Here is a 19489-nt window from a genome sequence, read left to right as displayed (position 1 = left end):
AATTCTGTCACAGCGGCTTGTCCCGCGTGCGCGCCGGGGCGGCAAAGGCCGCCGCCAGCACCAAGCTCAGCAACGCCCCCGGGGCCACCACGGCGCCGATGGCCGACAAGGCTTTGATGTCCGACGCGGCGATGAGGCCGAAGCCGATCACCGTGGTGAGGTTGGCCAGCAGCAGCGAGGCGAGCGTGTCGTCGTCCGCCTTGCCGCCGCCATGCTGGAGCATGTCGAAGAACAGCACATAGTTCGAGCCCACCGCCACCACCAGCAACAGGCCGACGAGATGCAGGATGCCCATGGGCACCTGAAACAGCGCCAGGCCGCCCAGGCACAGCAGCACGGCCAGCAGCAGCGGCTGGCTCACCGCCAGCACACGGCCGCCCTGGCGCAGCACCAGCGCCATCAGCAGCAGGACACCCAGCCCGCCCAGCGCCGCCTGTGCGCGCGCCTCGCCCAGGTAGCGGCTGTACATGCGGCCGAGTTCACCGCCTATGTCCAGCGCCTGTGTCTGCGGCAGGCCTTGCAGGGCGGCGCGCACCTTCGCGATGTCGACGGTATCGCCCGCGCCCTGCACCGGCAGCAGCACCGTCCAGTGGCCGTCGGGGTGTTGCAGCGTGAGCGCGTCCAGGAGCGGCGCCAGCGCGCTGACGCGGGCCATGTCCGTCGTGGCCAGCGGCATGCTGCGCGCCTGCTCGACGGCCTCGACAAACGGACCCAGGCGCGCGGCACGCAGCGGCCCGTTCGCCGTGGCTTCGGCCAGGGCCGCCTGCAAGGCTGCGGTGTCCGGCAAGGCCGCCTGGCGCTGCTGCTGCGTCCGCACGCTGGGCAGGAAACGGGTGATGCTGTCGAAGCCAGCAATGACCTGTGTGTTGACCAGCTCCTCCAGGCGCAAGGCCGCCGCCTCGGCGCGCTGCAGCGTGGTCTCGGCGTCGGTGCCTTGCACGACGACGAAGGCGCCGCCGTCGCTGCCGCTGGTGATGTCGGCGCGCAGGCTCGCGTCCAGCGCCAGTGCCTCTCTCGACACCGGGCTCAGCGACGACAGCTCGGCGTTCCACAGGCCGTCTCGCTGCACCACCAGCACCACCGACGCCAGGCCCAGCACCAGCCACAGCCAGCGGGTGCGCGGCAGCACCGCGATCGCCGCCCGCGCGGCACGCCCCAGCGGGCGGCGCAGGCCCTGGCCGCGTGCGCCATCGGGCATCAGCACGGGCAGCACGAAGCGGGTGGCCAGCACGGCCCCCACGAGACCCGCGAACGAGAACACGCCCAGCTGCTGCAGCCCCGGGAAGCCCGAGAACAGCAAAGCGGTGAAGCCGCACAGCGAGGTCAGCAGGCCCAGGCGGACGGTGGGCCAGTTGCCGCGCAGCCACTGCCGCCAGCCGGTGCCGCCCTGTCCGCGGGCCTGGATGAGGAAGTAGATGGCGTAGTCCACCGCTTCGCCGATGAGCGTGGAGCCGAAGCCCAGCGTGACGCCGTGCACGTTGCCGAACAGCAGGCTGACAGTGACGATGCCCGCCAGGATGCCGGTGGCCACCGGCAGCATGGCGACCACCAGGGCCACGGGCGAGGCAAAGGCCGCCAGCAGCAGCGCGCTCATCACCAGCGTGCCCGTCAGCGCCAGCCACTCCACCTCGCCCTTGATCTGCGCGCGGCTGTCCACCGAGAACACCGGCGCGCCGCTGACGAGCAGGTTCAGCCCCGGCGTCTGGATGCGGGCGAAGCTCTGGCGCACCGTGTCGATGGCCGCCTGCTGCCCGTCCAGGTCGGCGCCGTCGCCACGGATGATCGCCAGCATCACCGCCCGCGGCGGCGTGCCGCCGGCCTCGCGCGAGACCCACACGCCCTCCTCGGTGCGGGGCGACTTCACCGGGATCATGCTTTCCGCGATGCGCTGCACCTCGCCGGTCGGGTCTTGGTCCAGCAGCGGCTTGAGGGCCGTGCCGGCGGGCGTGCCCAGCAGCGACAGCGTTTCGTTGATGCCCTCGCGCAGGCCGCCGGCAGTGAAGTGTTCGGGCGTGACGGCGGGGCTCAGCAGGTAGCGCCGCTCCACCATCCAGCGGCCCACGCCGGCCCAGGCATCGTTCTCGCCGTTGCTGACCTGGTCGAACCGGCCGCTGCTGCGCAAGGCCGCCGCGAGCTGCTTGGACGCCGCACCGCGCGCCGGCGCGTCGGCGCCTTCGATGCCGATGAACAGCGTGCGCGCGGGCACGCCGCTGCGGATCTGGTCGATCAGCACCTGCTGCTGGGCGTCGGCCGTGGCGGGCAGGAAGGCGGACAGGTCCGCAGTGAACGGGGTGCGCGTGATCTGCCACGCGGCCAGGGCCACGGCGGCCAGCCACAGCAGCAGCACCGCTGCGCGGTAGCGGGGCGTCAGCGCGCCGAAGGCGGTGGTGCCGCTCACTTGCTGGCGGATGTGGCGGAGGTGGGGGACGCCGCGCCTGGCGCCACCGGCTCGACCATCATCAAAGAGCGGTCGCCGCCCGCCAGGCGCAGGTCCAGCGTGCGGACATCGGCACCTAGCCCCGCGATTTCCAGCTGCTGTACCGTGTGCGCCAGGCGACTGTCCAGCGGCGTCAGGCGCAGTACCCAGCGCGCCGCGTTGCCGCTGACCTGGGCGCGAAAGTGGCGCTGCAGCGCGGCCGCGTCGCCGCCGAGCGTGCCGCGCATGGCCTCTGCCAGCGCGGCCAGTTCAGGTACTGCATCCAGGTTCATCTGTCGCGTGCGCTTGCCGCGCTTGAGCAGCACCTGGTTGGCCTGCACCTCCATGCTCTCGGTGGTGGGCTCTTCGGTGAAACGTGCGAAGCGGTCGGGCGCTTGGAACGTCAGGCGCCCGCTGGCCCGCAGCGGGTAGTCCAACGTGCTCACGGTGCGTTCTTCGGTGAACCGGGCCTCGCCGCTCTTGCGCTGCGACAGCACGGCCATCAGTGCGCTCAGATCGAACGAGTTGGCGCCTGCCTGCGCCAGAGCAGCGCCGGGGCCGAGGGCGAGCAAGGCCATCGCCAGGGCGAGGCAGGCCCGGCGGCCGGCTTGAGGCGGGTCAGGCAGCAGCATCTTCGTGCCAGTAGTCATAGAAATTGAACCAGTTGTAGGGAGCCTCGCGGCACAGGGCTTCAAGCCGGCGGACGTAGTCGGACATGGCGGCCAGCACCAGCGCCTCGCGCGCCGCAGGGTCGGCGGGCGGTTGGCGGAAGTCCGCCAGCTCCTCGAAACGCACGTCGTAGCGGTTGCCACCGCGGTACAGGCCCACCATGAACACCACGCGGCGGCGCAGCATCATGGCCAGGCGCACCGGCCCGTCGGTGAATGGCGTGGGCCGCCCCAGGAAGGACAGCTGCACAGCGCCTTCCTGCACCGCCTGGTCGGGCATGTAGCGGTCGCCCATCAGACCGGCGAGGCCGCCCTTGTCGAGGAAGTCGCGCACGGCCAGCGCCGAGCCACGCTGGCCGATGGGGATGATGCTCACGTCGAAATGCGGCGCCAGCGCCTGCAGCACGGTGTGGATCATGCGGGCGTTTTCCGGGTACATCACCATGGCCACCGGCAGCTGGCGGCGGCTCAGACCCACCGCATGCAGCGCCTCGAAGCTGCCGATGTGTGCCCCCAGCAGGTAGACGCCGCGCCCTTCGGCCAGCGCCTGCTCCATCACGGCGCCGCCGCTGATCTGCAGGTCGAAGAGGTCCGTGCGGCCGGCGGCGAACCAGATGCGGTCAAGCGCCACGGCGGCAAAGGCGTGGATGTGGCGGTACAGGTCGCCCCAGCCGGCCCGCCGGCCCAGCGCCCGGCCCAGATAGCGGCGCGACGCGCGCCGCGCAGCCGGCGCGAACAGCAGGAAGTACAGCGCGATGGGGTGCAGCACCAGGCGCGCCACCGAACGCCCGAGGTGCGTGGCGATCCAGGCGAGGGTGCGGATCGCCAGCAGGTTGCTGCGCTCCGGCGTCGTGCTCCACGAGCGCGTGGGCGTGGGGTTGGCGTCTGCGCTCACGGGTGCTCCTGAGATGCCGACCCGGCTGTCAGCAGCCCCTTGGCCACGGTGGCATCGCCGCGCAGCACGGCGAAGCCGACGCCGCTGCCCTGGGGCTGCAGTTGCACTTGCAACTCGGTGTCGGGCAGCACCGGGCTGATGAACTTCACGTTGTTGATCTGCGGCACGGCGCCCAGGCGCGCGCGCAGCTCGGGTTCGCCGTCCAGCGTGCGCATCACCAGCGCCAGCAGGGACACGCCCGGCAGCACAGGCTGGCCGGGAAAATGGCCCGGGAAGGCGGGGTGATCGCTGCCCACGACGTAGTGGCCCGCGGGCGACAGTGCATCGCGCGCAAAGCGCGCCCAATCCTGCGCCGTGAGCTTGCCGGTCGCGGTGCGCGGCAGCGCGGGCACATGCACCACGCGGCGCGGCACGAACGCCGGCTCCAGCCGCGCGCGCAGTGCGTCGATGACGTCCCTGGCGCTGAGCCGGGGCGCCACGACGAAGGCCACGGGCCGCGAGACGCCATCGGCCTGCTCATCGGGCATCCAGAACGCGCCGTCCTCCACGCCGGAGATCCGGTTGAGGTGGAAGTTCAGATGAGCCAGCGAACTGCGCTTGCCCGCCACATGGATGAGGTCGTTGACACGCCCGAGCAGGCGGAAATGCGTGGCATCGGTCAGCGCCAGCAGGTCGGCCAGCGGCGTGGGCTCCAGCACATGGCCGCCCTGCACGCAGAAGCGCTCCTCGCCGCCGGCCTCCTCGCGCCACAAGCGCAGGCCCGCCAGCGCCTGCCAGGTCTCGCCGGCCGTGGTGCGCCGAGTGGCCACCTGGCCGGCTTCGGTGCAGCCGTAGATCTCCACCAGCGCGCCGCCAGTGGCCTGCTCGGCCTGCTGGGCCAGCTGCGGCGACAGCGGTGCGGTGGCCGACAGCAGCAAGGCCACCGGCGGCAGCGGCACCTCGGCCAGCAGCAGCGTCTTTAGGTGAAACGGCGTGGTGACCAGCCCGCGCGGGGCCGGCACCTCAGCCAGCGACGCGGCGATGTCGGCCGGATAGAACGGCCGGCCGGCGTCAAAGCAGGCGCCGCCCAGCAGCGCCAGCAGCACAGTCGACTCGAAACCGTAGCTGTGCTGTGGCGGCACGGTGCCCACCAGCGTCAGCCCGGCCAGCGACGGCTGCCCGGTCAGCTCGGCCAGGCGTGCGGCTTCGGCAGCGATGTTCAGCACCAGCGCGCCCCAGCGCTTGCCATGCGGCTGCGGGGCGCCGGTGCTGCCGCTGGTGAGCAGGCGCACCGCCTCCAGATCGGCCGGGATGTCGGGCACCTGCGTCGCGTCTGCGGCGGTCTCGTCCGGCTGCACCAGCAGGCGCTGCAGGCCGCCGACATCCAGCGAGGCGTCGTCCACCAGGGCGTAAGCCCCGTCGGCGGCCAGGCGCGCCATCGTCTCCGGCAGCGCATTGGGGGGCATCAGACTGGTCTGCCCGCGCATCAGCGCGGCTGCCAGACCCAGCGCGAACAGGTAGCGGTCCTGGCACAGGTTGATGGGCTGGCCCGCGGCGGGCATTTGCCTCGCCAGCGCTGCGGCCTGGCCCAGAAAACGCGCGGCGCTGACCGGCGCGCCGCGCCGCCACGCCAGCGGCGCGGCCAGGTCTCGCGCCGCGAGCAAGGGCGAGGCGTGGGGCAAGGGGGTCGCAGACATCGTGAGGAAAAGGGGGCTAGGGATAGACCGGGCTCAGTGCCCGGAAGCGCGCCAGGCGCGCACCACCTGGGCCAGGCTCACGCGCTCGAATTCAGGATGGCGCCAGTACCGCAGCACATGCTCCACCGCGAAAAACAGCGCCGCCGCCAGCGGCGTGAGCACGTTGCAGAAGAAGGCCCACCAGGGCCAGGGCGCCAACAGGTACAGGGCGAAGGAGACGACGATCATGGCCACGAAGTAACCCACCCACAGCCCGGTGAGCCAGCGCGTGTAGGCGCGCATGGCGGGCGTGAACTCGCGGTGGATGCGCTCGGCCAGCAGCGTGATCAGCGGCGTTGCACCCGGACGCAGCGTGACCGCAAAGCCCCAGCCCAGCAGCGCATGAATGCTGGCGTGCTGCAGCACATACAGCCGGTCCATGTCGGTGTTGCCCGTGTAGAGCAGGCCGGCCAGCAAGGCCACTGCCAGCAGCGCGCCCGCCAGAGCGAGCCGGTGGCCCTTCACGACGCCCGCCACCAGCAGCGGCACGATCACGGGGCCAAGCAACGTCACCACCGCCCAGGGGCTGTTGGGCCACCAAGTCATCAAAGACCAGCTCAGCAGCACATAGCCCAGGAAGGCGGCTGCGACAGCCAGCAGTCGCCAGTGGGGCATGCGCGGCCTACTTGGTGCGGTGCTGGGCCACGTGGGCCGCCAGGCTGCGCAGCGAGCTGAAGATCTGGTGGTTGTTCTCGTCGTCGGAGCGCAGCTGGAAGCCGTAGCGGTGCGACACCTCCAGGGCCACCTCCAGGATGTCGATCGAATCGAGGCCCAGGCCATCGCCATACAGCGGCGCGCTCGGGTCAATATCGGCCGCCTGAATTTCCAGATTCAATGCCTGGACAAAAAGAACAGCCAACTCTTGTTCAAGTTCAGGCGTGGCTTGCGCTGTGGAAGCGGCAGAAGTGACAACGGTCGGCTCGGACACGGAAATGGCCTTGTAGGGGCTGCAATAGCGGCAGGGGGCCGCCATTTTAGGCGCGAGCTCGATTTGCTCTGCATTCCCGCCTCCAACGGCCGACATCACTCCGCCGTCAAACCGTTGGAGGCGTTGCGAGGTTTGGGTGGTGTCGCCGCGCGCCACGACCAAACCCCGTTGAGCGGCTTCGCCACTCAGGCCGCTGCGCGGCCCAACTTGACTACGCCCGCGCCCGTCATTCGACGGTCACGGACTTCGCCAAGTTGCGGGGCTTGTCCACATCCGTCCCCCGCGCGCAGGCCGTGTGATACGCCAGCAACTGCAGCGGCACCACGTGCAGGATGGGTGACAGCTGGCCGTAGTGCTCGGGCATGCGGATGACGTGCAGGCCCGCTTCGCTCTCGATGGCGGTGTCGCCGTCGGCGAAGACGTACAGCTGGCCGCCGCGGGCCCGCACTTCCTGCATGTTGCTCTTCAGCTTCTCCAGCAGCGCGTCGTTGGGCGCGACCGTCACCACGGGCATCTCGGCCGTCACCAGCGCCAGCGGACCATGCTTCAGCTCGCCGGCGGCGTAGGCCTCGGCGTGGATATAGGTGATCTCCTTGAGCTTGAGCGCACCCTCCATGGCGATGGGGTAGTGCAGGCCGCGCGCCAGGAACAGCGCGTTCTCCTTGCGGGCGAACTCCTCGCTCCAGGCGATGACCTGCGGCTCCAGTGCCAGCACGGCCTGCACGGCCACCGGCAGGTGGCGCAGGTCCTTCAGGTGCTCAGCCTCCTGCGCGTCGGTCAGGTGGCCACGCGTCTGGGCCAGCGCCAGCGTCAGCAGGAACAGGCCCACCAGCTGCGTCGTGAACGCCTTGGTAGACGCCACGCCGATCTCGACGCCGGCACGCGTGATGTAGGCCAGCTCGCACTCGCGCACCATGGCGCTGGTGGCGACGTTGCAGATGGTCAGCGTGTGCTTCATGCCCTGGGCGCGGGCGTGCTTCAGCGCGGCGATGGTGTCGGCCGTCTCGCCGCTCTGGCTGATGGTGACGACCAGCGTCTTCGGGTCGGGCACGCTGTCGCGGTAGCGGTACTCGCTGGCGATCTCGACCGAGGTCGGGATCTTGGCGATGCTCTCCAGCCAGTACTTGGCCGTGGAGCCCGAGTAGTAGCTGGTACCGCAGGCCAGGATCAGGACCTTGTCGATCTCCTTGAACGTGCGATAGGCGCCGTCGCCGAACAGTTCGGGCGTGATGCTGGTGATGGCCTCCAACGTGTTGGCGATGGCCGTGGGCTGCTCGAAGATTTCCTTCTGCATGTAGTGGCGGTAGGGCCCCAGCTCGGCCGCGCCGCTGTGGGCGTGCACGGTCTTGACCTCGCGCTGCACCGCCACGTAGCGGCCGGTGGCCGTGTCCAGGCGGCTCAGCCAGTAGCGGCCGAGTTGCAGGTCCACCACATCGCCTTCTTCCAGGTAGACGATCTGGTCGGTCACGCCTGCCAGCGCCATCGCGTCGGACGCGACGAAGTTCTCGCCGTTGCCTTCGCCCACGCCCAGTACCAGCGGCGAGCCTTCACGCGCGGCGACCACGCGGTGCGGCTCGTCGCGGCAGAACACGGCCACCGCGTAGGCGCCCTTCAGGCGCGGCAGCGCCTGCTGCACGGCTTCCAGCAGGTCGCCGCTGTAGAGGTGGTCGACCAGGTGGGCGATGACCTCGGTGTCGGTCTGGCTGTGGAAGACATAGCCGCGCGCCTTCAGCTCGGCGCGCAGCTCGTCGTGGTTCTCGATGATGCCGTTGTGGACCAGCGCGATCCGGCCGACGGCTTCCACGCCGGCATTCGGGCCGGCCGAGAAATGCGGGTGGGCGTTGTGCACCGCCGGCGCACCGTGCGTGGCCCAGCGCGTGTGGGCGATGCCCGTGCCGGCGGCGACGCCATCCTGGTCAGCCTGGGTCTGCAACTCGGCCACGCGCGACGTGGACCGGGCGCGGCGCAGGCCGCCGTCCTGGTGCACGGCCACGCCGCAGGAGTCATAGCCGCGGTACTCCAGCCGCTTCAGGCCTTCGACGAGGATGGGAACGATGTTGCGCTGACTGACCGCGCCGACGATGCCGCACATGGAATGACTCTTTCCGTTTTGAGGTGGCGCATGCTAGGCAAGCCGCCATGGCATATGCATGCAAATTTCACGACAATCTGCATGAAAATTTCCCCCACACGGCATGAAGAAATTTATGCGCAAGTTTATTTAATTCATGAACGATTTGGACGCAATCGATCTTCGGATTCTGGGCGCATTGCAGGTCGACGCTTCGCTCAGCAACCAGCACCTCGCCTCCTGCGTGGCCGTGTCGCCCGCCACCTGCCTGCGGCGCGTGAAGCGGCTGGTGGACACCGGCCTCATCGAACGCCGCGTGGCGCTGCTGTCGCCCGACAAACTGGGCGCCGGCCTGTCCGCCATCCTAGAGATCACGCTGGACCGCCAGGGCGCCGAGCACCTGGACGCGTTCGAGGCGCGCGCCGTGCAGGAGGCCGCCGTGCAGCAATGCTGGCGCGTGTCGCCGGGGCCGGATTTCGTGCTGGTGGTGCAGGTGGCCGACATGCCGGCGTATCACGCGTTCACGCAGCGGCTGCTGACGCAGGACGCCAACGTGCGCAACATCAAGGCCTTCTTCAGCGTGAAGCGGGCGAAGTTCGACACGCGCATCGCGCTGCCGAGCGCCTGACTCTCAGCGCTTGAGGATCCCCAGGCCCTTCAGGTAGTCGCCTTCCGGGAAGCAAACCGTTTGCGGATGATCGGCCGCCGCCGACAGACGCTGGACGATGTAGCCGTCCACGCCCGCGTCCAGACCCGCGCCGGCCACGATCTTGTGGAACAGGTCGGGCGCGATGCCGCCCGAGCACGAGAAGGTGTACAGCAGGCCGCCGTCGTTCAGCAGCATGAAGGCCAGCCGGTTGATGTCCTTGTAGGCCCGCGCGGCGCGCTCGGCATGCGCCACGGTGGGCGCGAACTTCGGCGGGTCCAGCACGATGGCGTCGAAGCGACGGCCTTCCTGCAGGCAGCGTCGCAAGGTCGCGTTGACGTCGGCGTCCCAGGCCTCGTGGCGGCCGGGGTCGAAGCCGTTCAGCGCCACGTGGGCCTTGGCGCGTTCTAGCGCGGGGCCGGACGAGTCCACGCTGACGACTTGCGTCGCCCCGCCCGCCAGTGCCGCCACCGAGAAGCCGCCCGTGTAGCTGAAGCAGTTCAGCACGCTCTTGACGTCGTACTGCCTCACCGCTTCGGCGAAGCGCTTGCGGCTGTCGCGCTGGTCCAGGTAGTAGCCGGTCTTGTGGCCTTCGGCGACGTCGAGCGTCAGCTGCCAGTCGTGCTCGCGGAGGGTAATCGCGGTGTCGCCCTCGCCTCTCAGCCAGCCGGTTTTCACGGGCAGGCCCTCCCATTCACGGGCCTGCGCGTCGGAGCGTTCGTACAGCCGCGTGAGGCCGGTCGCGGCCAGCAGCGCATCGGCGATCTGCGCTGTCCAGCGCTCCGCGCCCGCGCTGCCGAACTGCGCCACCAGCGTGTCGCCGTAGCGATCGACGATGAGGCCCGGCAGGCCGTCGGCCTCTCCGTGCACGAGCCGCCAGGCGTCGGACGCGATGGCCAGCCGCGTGCGCATGGCAATGGCCTGCTGGATGCGGCGCGCGAAGAACGCCGCGTCGATGCGCTCGGCCTCGTCGAAGCTCCAGGCCCGCAGCCGGATCTGCGACTGCGGGCTGAACGCCGCCCAGCACAGGAACTGGCCATCGGCCGACTCCACGCGCACCGTCTCGCCCGGGTCGGCGCCGCCGCGCGAGACGGAACTCTCGAACACCCAGGGGTGGCGCTTGACGAGCGAGCGCTCCTTGCCGGGGCGAAGCACAACCTTCTTCATCGCTGCAGGGCGCCGAAGGCGTAGTTCAGCTGCAGGTGCGTCAGCGGCACGGACTGATCGCTGCTGCGCAGCGTGCGGAAATGGCCCACGCCGGCGCGCAGGCGCAGCCGCTCAGCCAGTTGCCACTGCGCCCAGACCTCGGCCTGCCCCACGGCGCCGCCACCCACCCGGATGCCGCCGCCACCGGCCGCGCCGACCAGCAGCTCCGCGCCCAGGCGCGTGCCGCCCCACAGCGGCGCGCTCTGCACGCCCAGGCCGAAGAGCCCGAAGGAATAGGCGCCTGCGCTGCCCACTGCCGCGCTGCCGGCCTGTGCCGCGCCGTAGACATGCCGCGAGAACTCGCGCGACAGGTTGACGGCCAGGTGGCTGACGGTCTCCTCGCGGCCGTCTTTGAAGCGCACGCCCGGCAACCGCATGACGCTGGCGCCCACCTGCTGCTCGCGCACCGTGCCACCCGGGTCGTCGGCGATCAGCGTGGGCGTGCGGTCCAGCGGCATGGACAGCACCGCGCGCAGGAAGCTGGTGCTGTAGGCGCCGCTGGGCGCATGCGTGTAGCCGGCATCCAGGCGCACCGACGGCCCCCACGGCGTGATCCAGCGCAGCGTGGGGCCGGCCCGCAGCAGCCAGCCGTTGCCGGTGTCCACGTCGCCGCCGCCGCCCAGGCCGCCGGCCAGCTGGCCGCCCACGCGCAGCCGCGGCGTGCCGAACAGCGCCCAGTCCTGGCCGATGTTGGCCAGCACTTCCATGTAGCCGTCCACGCCACCCTTGGCCGCGCCGGCGGCCTCGAAGCCCCACCAGCTGCCTTCGGCGATGTACTGCCGCAGGTCGGCGCCGGCCTTGCCCAGCCGGTCCGGGTAAGGCTGGCCGCTGCGCCTGCGGCTGCTGGCGCGGGGTTTCTCCATGCCGCCGATGAACGAGATCTCGTCAAAGCCCAGCCCCGCACGCCGGCCCGCCCGCCCCTTCTTGCCGGCGTCGTCCGGCGAGAAGCTGACGAAGTCCATCGCGCGCCCTACTGTGAACGACAGCGCCGCGCCGCTCTTCACGTTGCCGCTCGGGAAGCGGATCTGCGAGATGCCGACGCCCGTGTACCAGGGGCCGTTCTCGGTGCGCAGCGACAGCTCGGGGCGCAGCATCAGCCCGCCGCCGAAGCGCATGGCCGAGCTGGACAGCCCGCCGCCTGCGCCCACGTACAGGCTCGCCGCCAGATGCGTGTTGTGCGACAGCCGCCAGCGCCGCTGGCCCGTGAAGCCCACCGTGAAGATGCCGCCGTAGTTGCCCTTGGCCGTGCCGTAGAAGCCGGGGCCGAAGCCCCAGTCGTCGTCGAAAGCCATCATGTAGCTCACCGACGCGAAAGCAGTGTGGCCGCCATCGGGCATCTTCATGCGCGTCCAGTTGGCTTCCAGCGTGGCGGGGCGGACGGTGTCGATGCGCGCCGGGTTGGCGAAGGGCGCGTCGTCGGGGGTGGCCAGCGCGCAGGCGGGCAGTAGGGTCAACAGCGTGACGAGTCGTCGGGTCATTTCTTGGCGCGCGGGTGCGCAGCGTCGTAGATGCGCGCGAGGTGTTGGTGATCCAGTTGCGTGTAGACCTGGGTCGTCGTGATGTGGGCGTGGCCGAGCAGTTCCTGCACGGCCCGCAGGTCGCCGCTGGACTGCAGCAAGTGCGAGGCGAAGCTGTGGCGCAGCATGTGCGGATGCACGTGCGCCGGCATGCCGGCGCTGATGGCGCGCGTGGACAGCATCGCGCGCAGCGTGGAGCCTGCCACGCGCTTGCCCCGCGCGCCGACGAACAGCGCCGGCTCATCCGCCGCGGCCAGCTGGCCGCGCACCGCCAGCCAGTCCTGCAGCGCCTCGGCGGCGGCGCGGCCCAGTGGCGTGGTGCGGCGCTTGCCGCCCTTGCCCAGCACGCTCACTTCCATGCCCTGCAGATCCACCCATCCGGCCGCCCGGCCGCTGGCCTGCACGTCCAGTCCGATCAGCTCGGCCGCCCGCAGGCCGGCGCCGTACAGCAGCTCCACCATCGCACGGTCACGCGCCTCCAGGCGCGAGTCGGCGATGTCGTCGGGCGTGTGGCTGGCCAGTTGCACCGCATCGTCCACGCCCAGCGCCTTGGGCAGCGGCTTGGGCGCTTTGGGCGCCTTCAGGCCATCGAACGGGTTCAGCGTGACGCGGCCCTGCAGCCCCAGCCAGCGGTAACAGCTGCGCCAGACCGACAGCAGCAGCGCGATGGATTTGGGCGCCAGGCCCTCGCGGTGCAGCAGCGCGGCCAGGCGGCGGGCCTGCGCCAGGCTCAGCGTGCGCGCGTCGATGGCGGCCTCGGCCAGCATCACCTGCAGGCGCGCCAGGCCCTCAGCGTAGATATGCAACGTGCGCGGACTCAGGCGTTGCTGCGCACGGGCGTGCTGCAGGTAGTCGCCAAAGTCAACGCAGAGATGGAGCCCCTCGCCCGCCGAGTACGTCGGCCGGTCCCCCGAGGGGACGGCAGGCCGGCTTGGGGCGGCCCGGCGCTCGGCCTGCTCCATCAGGCCAGCAACCGCGCCAGCCCGGCACTGGCGATCTCGCCCACGCGGGTCAGGAAGTCGGTGCCCATCTCGGCCGTGTAGCGGGTCGGGTCGGGCGAGCCCAGCACCAGCAGGCCGAACGGCTTGCCGTCGTTGGCGTTGGGCTGCGCCAGCGGGATCAGCGCCAGTGAGGTGGCGATGCCGCCGCTCTCACTGAGGCCCAGCCAGCGCGCCGCCTCGAAGCCCGAGTTCACGCCGCAGTATGGCTGGCTCAGGCTGGATGCGAAGCTCTTCACGTCCGCGCTCACGGAGGCCGCGAACTCGGCGGCCTCGTGTGTGGGCGCCACACCCCACAGCCGCAGGCTGGCCTGCGGGATCATGAACTGGTGGCGCAGTTCGGTCAGCAGCACGTCTGGCAGCAGCGCCGGCGTGCCGGCGGCGCGCATGACGGCCAGCGTCCAGCGGTGCAGGCGGTCGGCGATGGCCACGTTGTCCTGGCCGTTGCGGATCATGTCGACGACACGCAGCTCCAGGCCCTTGATCTTGTCGCGCAGCATCTCGGCCTGGCGCTCCTGCAGCGACACAGCGCGCGCGCCGTGCGGGTGCTGCAGCTGCACGCTGGCCAGCAGCGCCGCGTGGCGCTCGAAGAAACCGGGCGTAGCCGCCAGGTAGTTGGCGATGTCGGTTTCGGTGATGCCTTGCACCGCGTCGGCGGCCGGGTTGGAACTCACAGCGTGATCTCTCCGTCAAAAACTTTCATGGCGGGCCCGGTCATGAGCACCGGGCTCTGTCCGCCGGCCCATTCGATGCGCAACTGGCCGCCCAGGGTCTGCACTTCCACGGCGGCGTCCAGCCAGCCCAGGCGGATGCCGGCGACGACCGCCGCGCACGCGCCCGTGCCACAGGCCAGCGTCTCGCCGGCATCGCGCTCGAAGACGCGCAGCACGATGCGGTCGCGAGCCAGCACCTGCATGAAGCCGGCGTTGACGCGCCGGGGGAAGCTGACATGGTGCTCGATGCGGGGGCCCAGCGTCAGCACCGGCGCGGTCTGGACGTCATCCACGCGCTGCACGGCGTGCGGGTTGCCCATCGACACCACCGCCACCTCCACGCCCTCGACCGGCCACAGCTCGAAGCCGTTGACCCCGCGCGGCGTCAGGCCCTTCGCGTCGAAGGGCAGCGCGGCGTGGTCGAACACGGGCGGGCCCATGTCCACGGTCACGCGGCCATCGTCCTGCAGCGTCAGCAGCAGGCGGCGGTTCATCGTGTCGACGCGGACCTGGCGCTTGTCCGTCAGGCCGGCGTCCACCACATAGCGCACGAAGCAGCGCGCGCCGTTGCCGCAGTGCTCAACCTCGTCGCCGGTGTTGTTGAAGATGCGGTAGCGGAAGTCGGCGCCGGCCTGCGTGGCGGGCTCGATAACGAGGATCTGGTCGCAGCCGACACCGAAGCGGCGGTCGCCCAGCAGGCGCATCTGCTCGGCCGTCAGGCTGAAGGGTTGCCGGGTCGCGTCGATGACCACGAAGTCATTGCCTGCGCCCTGCATCTTGGTGAACGGCACTCTCATGGCGCCGGATTATCCGGGGCTGCACCGATATCCAGCCCGCGCGGCTGCTTGTAGCGGTGATAGCCCCACAGATATTGTCCCGGCGCGCGCCGGATCAGGCTTTCCATCGCCGCATTGATGGCCGTGGCCGCAGCCTCGTTCGACGCGTCGCGGGCGATCTCGGGCGCCGGCAGCACGTGCACGACGAAGCCTTGACCGCCCGGCAGCCGCTCGCCCCAGATCAACAGCAGCTCGGCGCCGGTCTGCTGCACCAGGCGCGCGGCCAGCGTCATCGTGTAGGCCGGCCGACCGAAGAGCGGCACCCACACGCCTAGGCCTTCGGGCGGCACCTGATCGGGCAGCAGACCGATGACCTCGCCCTTGCGCAGCCCGCGGATCATCTGCCGCACGCCCGCCAGCGACGCCGGCGCCGTGGCGAGGCCGGGGCGCTCGCGCGAGCCGGCCATCACATCGCGCAGGCTGGCCTGGCGTGCCGGGCGGTACAGCACGGTGATGGGCGCCTCGGGCGTCGTGAAGCGCTCGGCGATAGCCTGGGCGCAGATCTCAAAACAGCCCAGGTGCGGCGTCAAGACGACCAGGCCGCGCTTCTCTGCCAGCGCCGCCGCGATCAGCTCGCCGCCCTCCCAGCGCAGCTTGTCGCCCAGCGGCCGGTGGCGGGTGGCGATCCAAAGCCACGGCAGCTCCGCCGCCATGCGCCCCGCGGCTGCGACGGCGGGCCGGGCGTCCGCCCATGCGATGCCGGCCTGCGCCACCTGCGCGCGAAACCGGCGGCGATAGGTGCGCGACGCCAGATAGACGATCCAGCCGAGCGCCGCGCCCAATGCGTGCAAAAGCGACAGCGGAAACCAAGACAAGCAGCGAAAGACCAGGCCCATGTTTTCTATACTGCGCGAATCGCCGAGTTAACTGAACTACTTGCGGGGCGATTCACAAATCCTGCTAAAGCGTTCGCCGCACCTCCCGGAGCGACGGCAACGCCGACCCACCAGCAACCGGAGTTTAAAAGTGGCCAACGATTTCCTCTTCACGTCTGAATCCGTCTCTGAAGGACACCCCGACAAGGTGGCCGACCAGATCTCGGACGCCATCCTCGACGCCATCTTCGAGCAAGACCCGCGCAGCCGCGTGGCCGCCGAGACGCTGTGCAACACCGGCCTCGTCGTGCTGGCCGGCGAGATCACGACCAACGCGCACGTCGACTACATCCAGGTCGCGCGCGACACCATCAAGCGCATCGGCTACGACAACACCGAGTACGGCATCGACTACAAGGGCTGCGCGGTGCTGGTCGCCTACGACAAGCAGAGCAACGACATCGCGCAGGGCGTCGACCATGCGTCGGACGACCACCTCAACATCGGTGCCGGCGACCAGGGCCTGATGTTCGGCTACGCCTGCGACGAGACGCCAGAGCTGATGCCTGCGCCCATCTACTACGCCCACCGGCTGGTGGAGCGCCAGGCGCAACTGCGCAAGGACGGCCGCCTGCCCTTCCTGCGCCCGGACGCCAAGAGCCAGGTCACGATGCGCTACGTGGACGGCAAGCCGCACAGCATCGACACCATCGTGCTGTCCACGCAGCATGCGCCGGAGATGAGCCTGGGCGACAAGATGACGCCCGAGTTCTACGAGGCCATCCGCGAGGAGCTGATCAAGCCCGTGCTCCCCAAGGCGTGGCTGACGGCGGAGACGAAGTACCTGATCAACCCGACCGGCCGCTTCGTCATCGGCGGCCCGCAGGGCGACTGCGGCCTGACCGGGCGCAAGATCATCGTCGACACCTACGGCGGCGCCTGCCCGCACGGTGGTGGTGCGTTCTCGGGCAAGGACCCGTCCAAGGTCGACCGCAGCGCCGCCTACGCCGCGCGCTATGTCGCCAAGAACATCGTCGCGGCCGGCCTGGCGCGCCAGTGCCAGATCCAGGTCGCCTACGCCATCGGCGTGGCCCGGCCGATGAACGTCACGGTCTACACCGAAGGCACCGGCGTCATCCCCGACGAGCAGATCGCCAAGCTCGTCAACGAGCACTTCGACTTGCGCCCCAAGGGCATCATCCAGATGCTGGACCTGCTGCGCCCGATCTACTCCAAGACCGCGGCCTACGGCCACTTCGGCCGCGAAGAGCCGGAGTTCACGTGGGAGCGCACCGACAAAGCTGCGGCCCTACGGGCGGCAGCCGGCCTGTAAGGCCGCCGCGCGAAGCGCGGGTTGATGCGTGAGCGGAGACCAAAACCGGACAAAGCCCAAGCGCTGCGCGCAGCGGCGGGGCTGTAAGCCACGCGTCTGCGCCAGCAAACCTTGGGTGTTGGGACGCCGCGCCACTTCATTGAAACGCCAACTTCTTCCCGAGAATCGAATTTATCATTTTCATCCAATTGCAGCATTTCATCTGAGCTCATAGAGTGCGGAAGTCGGATGAGGCCGTCGGCCCCCCTACGAACTGACTGGAGGAAGACGATGAACATGCAAGCTTTGAAAATCGGGACAAGGCTATTTCTGGGCTTTGGGATCGTGTTGCTGCTGCTCGCGACTGCCGTCGGGCTGAGCTACTACCAACTGGCCAAGGTGGGTCCTCGCATCGACCTGCTGGTGGAGTTGCAGAAGCGCCAGGACACGGCACAGGACTGGCGCACGCAGACGCAGCTCAACGTGACGCGCACCGACGCAGTGGCGCGTGCGGGGGGCTCAGGGCCGGTGGCCGACTTCTTCTCGCCGGTCATCAAGACCACCAGCGAGCGGATCAACAAGCTGCAGGAAGAGCTGACCCAGGCCGAGGACACGGACGCCGGCAAGGGCCTGCTGAAGGAGATCGCTGCGGCGCGCAAAACCTATGTGGACATCCGCAACGGCGTGTTTGCCCAGCTGAAGGCCGGCGAGGCCGAGGCCGCGCTGAAGACGCTGGAAGGCAAGATGCGCCCCGCCTCTGAGGCCTATGTGAAGACCATCAGCAGCATGGCCGACTACCAAGGCGAGCGCGTGAACGGCGAGACCCAGCTGGTGCGCCAGGCCGCGAACCGCACGCAGACGCTGATGCTGGTGCTCGCAGCCGTCTGCCTGAGCCTGGGGGTTGCCGCTGCCTGGCTGATCACGCGCTCGGTGGTGCGCCCGCTGCGCGCTGCCATCCACGAGGCCGAGGAAGTCGGCCAGGGCGACCTGTCGCGCGACATCCGCTCGATGGGCCGCGACGAGACTGCCCAGCTCACGCAGACGCTGTCCAGCATGCAGCAGTCGCTGCGCCACCTGGTCGGCTCGGTGCGCAGCAACGCCGACGGCGTCGCCACGGCCAGCTCGGAAATCTCGCTGGGCAGCAACGACCTGTCTGCCCGCACCGAGCAGCAGGCCAGCGCCATCCAGCAGACCGCCGCTGCGATGGAGGAGGTGTCGGCCACCGTGAAGCTCAATGCCGACAACGCCGGCGAGGCCGACCAGCTGGCGCATGACGCCAGCGAAGTGGCGCGCAAGGGTGGCGAGGTCGTCAGCGAAGCGGTGCAGCGCATGCGCGGCATCGAGGAAAGCTCGCGCAAGATCGGCGACATCATCGGCACCATCGACGCCATCGCCTTCCAGACCAACATCCTGGCGCTCAACGCGGCCGTCGAGGCCGCGCGCGCGGGCGAACAGGGCCGCGGCTTCGCCGTCGTGGCCAGCGAGGTGCGCATGCTGGCGCAGCGCAGCGCCGACGCCGCCAAGGAGATCAAGGGCCTGATCAGCGACAGCGTTGAGCGCGTTGAGCAGGGCGCCACGCTCGTCAACCGAGCTGGCCAGACGATGGAGCAGGTGGTGACGGCGATCGACCGCGTGGCGCTGATCGTGCGCGAGATCAGCTCGGCCAGCCGGGAACAGAGCACCGGCGTCAGCCAGGTCGGCCTGGCCATCGCGCAGATGGACGAGGCCACGCAGCAGAACGCCGCCCTCGTGGAGGAAAGCGCCGCCGCCGCAGAAAGCCTGAAGCATCAGGCTGGCGAGCTGGTGCGGCTGGTGTCGACCTTCAAGACCTGACGCGCGCCGGCCTCGAAACGCCCCGACAACACAGGCTGCACGACGAGCTGAAGCAGCCTCTCGGCCGCAAGCGTGCGACGCCGCGGCCCCAATAAAAATGGCACCACAATTCGGTGGCGCCATCATGTGTGGGACGAACCAGGCCCGGGACAAGCGCCATCGCTACGCTGGATGCCCACCTTGGGCATGGGGCAAGTTCCGGCAGGCCGATGTGCAACGGCACTCGGCATGCCGCACTCGTTCACTTAGGGATCACGACGCTGTCGATGACATGGATCACGCCGTTGTCCGCCACGATGTCCGTCTTCAAGACCTTCGCGCCGTCAACGCTGACGCCGCCGGCGGTGGCGACGGTCAGTTCCGAACCCTGCACCGTCTTGACCTTGCCTGCCTTGACGTCCTTGGCCATCACCTTGCCGGGCACGACGTGATAGGTCAGCACGGCGGTGAGCTTGGCCTTGTCCTTCAACAGGGCGTCGAGGTCTGCCTTCGGGATCTTCGCGAACGCTTCATCGGTCGGCGCGAAAACCGTGAATGGCCCCGGTCCCTTGAGCGTTTGCACCAGCCCTGCGGCCTGCAACGCAGTGGCCAGGGTCTTGAACTGGCCTGCTTGCACGGCGGTGTCGACGATGTCCGCGGCGTGGGCAGATATGGCGCCCAGCGCGAGCGTGGTGATGGCGATGAACTTCTTCATGATGAAACTCCTGTTGTGGGTGAATCGAGATGAATCGCGCAGTGCGTCTCAGGGCGCCGGCAGGATGAAGCAGCTTTGCAACGCGAGCCTCCCTTCTACGCACAAGAAGCCAATCGGATCACCCCCGTCCGCCATCAGCTTGAGCATCACGTGATTGACGACGCCGTGCGGGCAGACGCTGCTTCGACACGCATCACGCTGGCCATCGCTGCAGCGCCGTTCAAAC

Annotated in this window: 17 protein-coding genes; 3 read left to right on the top strand and 14 right to left on the bottom strand. The window is 69.6% G+C overall.

What is annotated here, in order from left to right; translation table 11 throughout:
- Nucleotides 1-7: 7 nt before the first annotated feature.
- The 7 genes from ACG02S_RS03030 to glmS form a co-directional block, all read right to left on the bottom strand.
- A complete protein-coding gene (locus ACG02S_RS03030) occupies nt 8-2398 on the bottom strand; it encodes an MMPL family transporter (protein ID WP_394468964.1) in 2391 nt (796 codons plus the stop codon).
- Complete coding sequence (locus ACG02S_RS03025) at nt 2395-3048, bottom strand: LolA-related protein (protein WP_394468963.1); 654 nt, start codon at nt 3046-3048, stop codon at nt 2395-2397. Before ACG02S_RS03025 ends, ACG02S_RS03030 begins: the two co-directional genes overlap by 4 nt.
- A complete protein-coding gene (locus ACG02S_RS03020) occupies nt 3035-3979 on the bottom strand; it encodes an LpxL/LpxP family acyltransferase (RefSeq protein ID WP_394468962.1) in 945 nt (314 codons plus the stop codon). Before ACG02S_RS03020 ends, ACG02S_RS03025 begins: the two co-directional genes overlap by 14 nt.
- Entirely contained in the window at nt 3976-5655 is a 1680-nt protein-coding gene (locus tag ACG02S_RS03015) for an ApeI family dehydratase (RefSeq protein WP_394468961.1), read from the bottom strand. The genes ACG02S_RS03020 and ACG02S_RS03015 overlap by 4 nt, the downstream gene beginning before the upstream one ends.
- A 33-nt stretch (nt 5656-5688) precedes the next feature.
- The gene (locus ACG02S_RS03010) at nt 5689-6309 is read right to left on the bottom strand and encodes a COG4648 family protein (protein ID WP_394468960.1); all 621 of its coding nucleotides are present in this window, start codon (nt 6307-6309) and stop codon (nt 5689-5691) included.
- A 7-nt stretch (nt 6310-6316) separates the two neighbouring features.
- The gene (locus ACG02S_RS03005; protein WP_394468959.1) at nt 6317-6622 is read right to left on the bottom strand and encodes a phosphopantetheine-binding protein; all 306 of its coding nucleotides are present in this window, start codon (nt 6620-6622) and stop codon (nt 6317-6319) included.
- 226 nt (nt 6623-6848) lie between these two features.
- A complete protein-coding gene (glmS, locus tag ACG02S_RS03000) occupies nt 6849-8714 on the bottom strand; it encodes a glutamine--fructose-6-phosphate transaminase (isomerizing) (RefSeq protein ID WP_394468958.1) in 1866 nt (621 codons plus the stop codon).
- A 136-nt stretch (nt 8715-8850) separates the two neighbouring features.
- Between glmS and ACG02S_RS02995 the strand changes: the two genes are divergently transcribed.
- Nucleotides 8851-9321 (top strand): Lrp/AsnC family transcriptional regulator, encoded by a 471-nt coding sequence (locus ACG02S_RS02995; RefSeq protein WP_394468957.1) that lies wholly within the window; start codon nt 8851-8853, stop codon nt 9319-9321.
- A 3-nt stretch (nt 9322-9324) separates the two neighbouring features.
- On the opposite strand, the gene ACG02S_RS02990 is transcribed toward ACG02S_RS02995, so the two are convergent.
- Genes ACG02S_RS02990 through ACG02S_RS02965 form a run of 6 tightly spaced genes read right to left on the bottom strand, consistent with a single transcriptional unit; the run spans nt 9325 to nt 15445 of the window.
- Nucleotides 9325-10506, bottom strand: coding sequence for a class I SAM-dependent rRNA methyltransferase (locus tag ACG02S_RS02990; protein WP_394468956.1), 1182 nt, complete (start codon nt 10504-10506; stop codon nt 9325-9327).
- Nucleotides 10503-12023, bottom strand: a complete 1521-nt coding sequence (locus ACG02S_RS02985) for a hypothetical protein (protein WP_394468955.1) — start codon at nt 12021-12023, stop codon at nt 10503-10505. Before ACG02S_RS02985 ends, ACG02S_RS02990 begins: the two co-directional genes overlap by 4 nt.
- A complete protein-coding gene (locus tag ACG02S_RS02980) occupies nt 12020-13024 on the bottom strand; it encodes a tyrosine recombinase XerC (RefSeq protein WP_394468954.1) in 1005 nt (334 codons plus the stop codon). The genes ACG02S_RS02985 and ACG02S_RS02980 overlap by 4 nt, the downstream gene beginning before the upstream one ends.
- A complete protein-coding gene (locus ACG02S_RS02975; RefSeq protein ID WP_394468953.1) occupies nt 13024-13734 on the bottom strand; it encodes a DUF484 family protein in 711 nt (236 codons plus the stop codon). The genes ACG02S_RS02980 and ACG02S_RS02975 overlap by 1 nt, the downstream gene beginning before the upstream one ends.
- Nucleotides 13731-14570, bottom strand: coding sequence for a diaminopimelate epimerase (gene dapF / locus ACG02S_RS02970; protein ID WP_394468952.1), 840 nt, complete (start codon nt 14568-14570; stop codon nt 13731-13733). The genes ACG02S_RS02975 and dapF overlap by 4 nt, the downstream gene beginning before the upstream one ends.
- Complete coding sequence (locus ACG02S_RS02965; protein WP_394468951.1) at nt 14567-15445, bottom strand: lysophospholipid acyltransferase family protein; 879 nt, start codon at nt 15443-15445, stop codon at nt 14567-14569. The genes dapF and ACG02S_RS02965 overlap by 4 nt, the downstream gene beginning before the upstream one ends.
- A gap of 130 nt (nt 15446-15575) precedes the next feature.
- Here ACG02S_RS02965 and metK point away from each other — a divergent pair, with 130 nt between their 5' ends.
- Nucleotides 15576-16757: a methionine adenosyltransferase gene (gene metK / locus ACG02S_RS02960; RefSeq protein ID WP_394468950.1), complete on the top strand. Its 1182-nt coding sequence runs from the start codon at nt 15576-15578 to the stop codon at nt 16755-16757.
- A gap of 270 nt (nt 16758-17027) precedes the next feature.
- The gene (locus ACG02S_RS02955) at nt 17028-18569 is read left to right on the top strand and encodes a methyl-accepting chemotaxis protein (protein ID WP_394468949.1); all 1542 of its coding nucleotides are present in this window, start codon (nt 17028-17030) and stop codon (nt 18567-18569) included.
- A 241-nt stretch (nt 18570-18810) separates the two neighbouring features.
- Here ACG02S_RS02955 and ACG02S_RS02950 read toward each other — a convergent pair whose 3' ends face one another.
- Entirely contained in the window at nt 18811-19263 is a 453-nt protein-coding gene (locus ACG02S_RS02950; RefSeq protein WP_394468948.1) for a fasciclin domain-containing protein, read from the bottom strand.
- Nucleotides 19264-19489 lie beyond the last annotated feature (226 nt).

Source organism: Pelomonas dachongensis, assembly GCF_043555865.1.
Classification (GTDB): Bacteria; Pseudomonadota; Gammaproteobacteria; order Burkholderiales; family Burkholderiaceae_C; genus Pelomonas; species Pelomonas dachongensis.
Note: the sequence above shows the minus strand (reverse complement) of the source record. Positions and strands in the feature narration are given on the sequence as shown.

What these genes read in the sequence shown, in the direction of transcription:
- ACG02S_RS03015 (WP_394468961.1), bottom strand. Translation starts at nt 5,655, where the DNA reads ATGTCTGCGACCCCCTTGCCCCACGCCTCGCCCTTGCTCGCGGCGCGA.
- ACG02S_RS02990 (WP_394468956.1), bottom strand. Translation starts at nt 10,506, where the DNA reads ATGAAGAAGGTTGTGCTTCGCCCCGGCAAGGAGCGCTCGCTCGTCAAG.
- ACG02S_RS02965 (WP_394468951.1), bottom strand. Translation starts at nt 15,445, where the DNA reads ATGGGCCTGGTCTTTCGCTGCTTGTCTTGGTTTCCGCTGTCGCTTTTG.
- ACG02S_RS02985 (WP_394468955.1), bottom strand. Translation starts at nt 12,023, where the DNA reads ATGACCCGACGACTCGTCACGCTGTTGACCCTACTGCCCGCCTGCGCG.
- ACG02S_RS02995 (WP_394468957.1), top strand. Translation starts at nt 8,851, where the DNA reads ATGAACGATTTGGACGCAATCGATCTTCGGATTCTGGGCGCATTGCAG.
- ACG02S_RS03025 (WP_394468963.1), bottom strand. Translation starts at nt 3,048, where the DNA reads ATGCTGCTGCCTGACCCGCCTCAAGCCGGCCGCCGGGCCTGCCTCGCC.
- ACG02S_RS03010 (WP_394468960.1), bottom strand. Translation starts at nt 6,309, where the DNA reads ATGCCCCACTGGCGACTGCTGGCTGTCGCAGCCGCCTTCCTGGGCTAT.
- glmS (WP_394468958.1), bottom strand. Translation starts at nt 8,714, where the DNA reads ATGTGCGGCATCGTCGGCGCGGTCAGTCAGCGCAACATCGTTCCCATC.
- ACG02S_RS02955 (WP_394468949.1), top strand. Translation starts at nt 17,028, where the DNA reads ATGAACATGCAAGCTTTGAAAATCGGGACAAGGCTATTTCTGGGCTTT.
- ACG02S_RS02950 (WP_394468948.1), bottom strand. Translation starts at nt 19,263, where the DNA reads ATGAAGAAGTTCATCGCCATCACCACGCTCGCGCTGGGCGCCATATCT.
- ACG02S_RS02980 (WP_394468954.1), bottom strand. Translation starts at nt 13,024, where the DNA reads ATGGAGCAGGCCGAGCGCCGGGCCGCCCCAAGCCGGCCTGCCGTCCCC.
- dapF (WP_394468952.1), bottom strand. Translation starts at nt 14,570, where the DNA reads ATGAGAGTGCCGTTCACCAAGATGCAGGGCGCAGGCAATGACTTCGTG.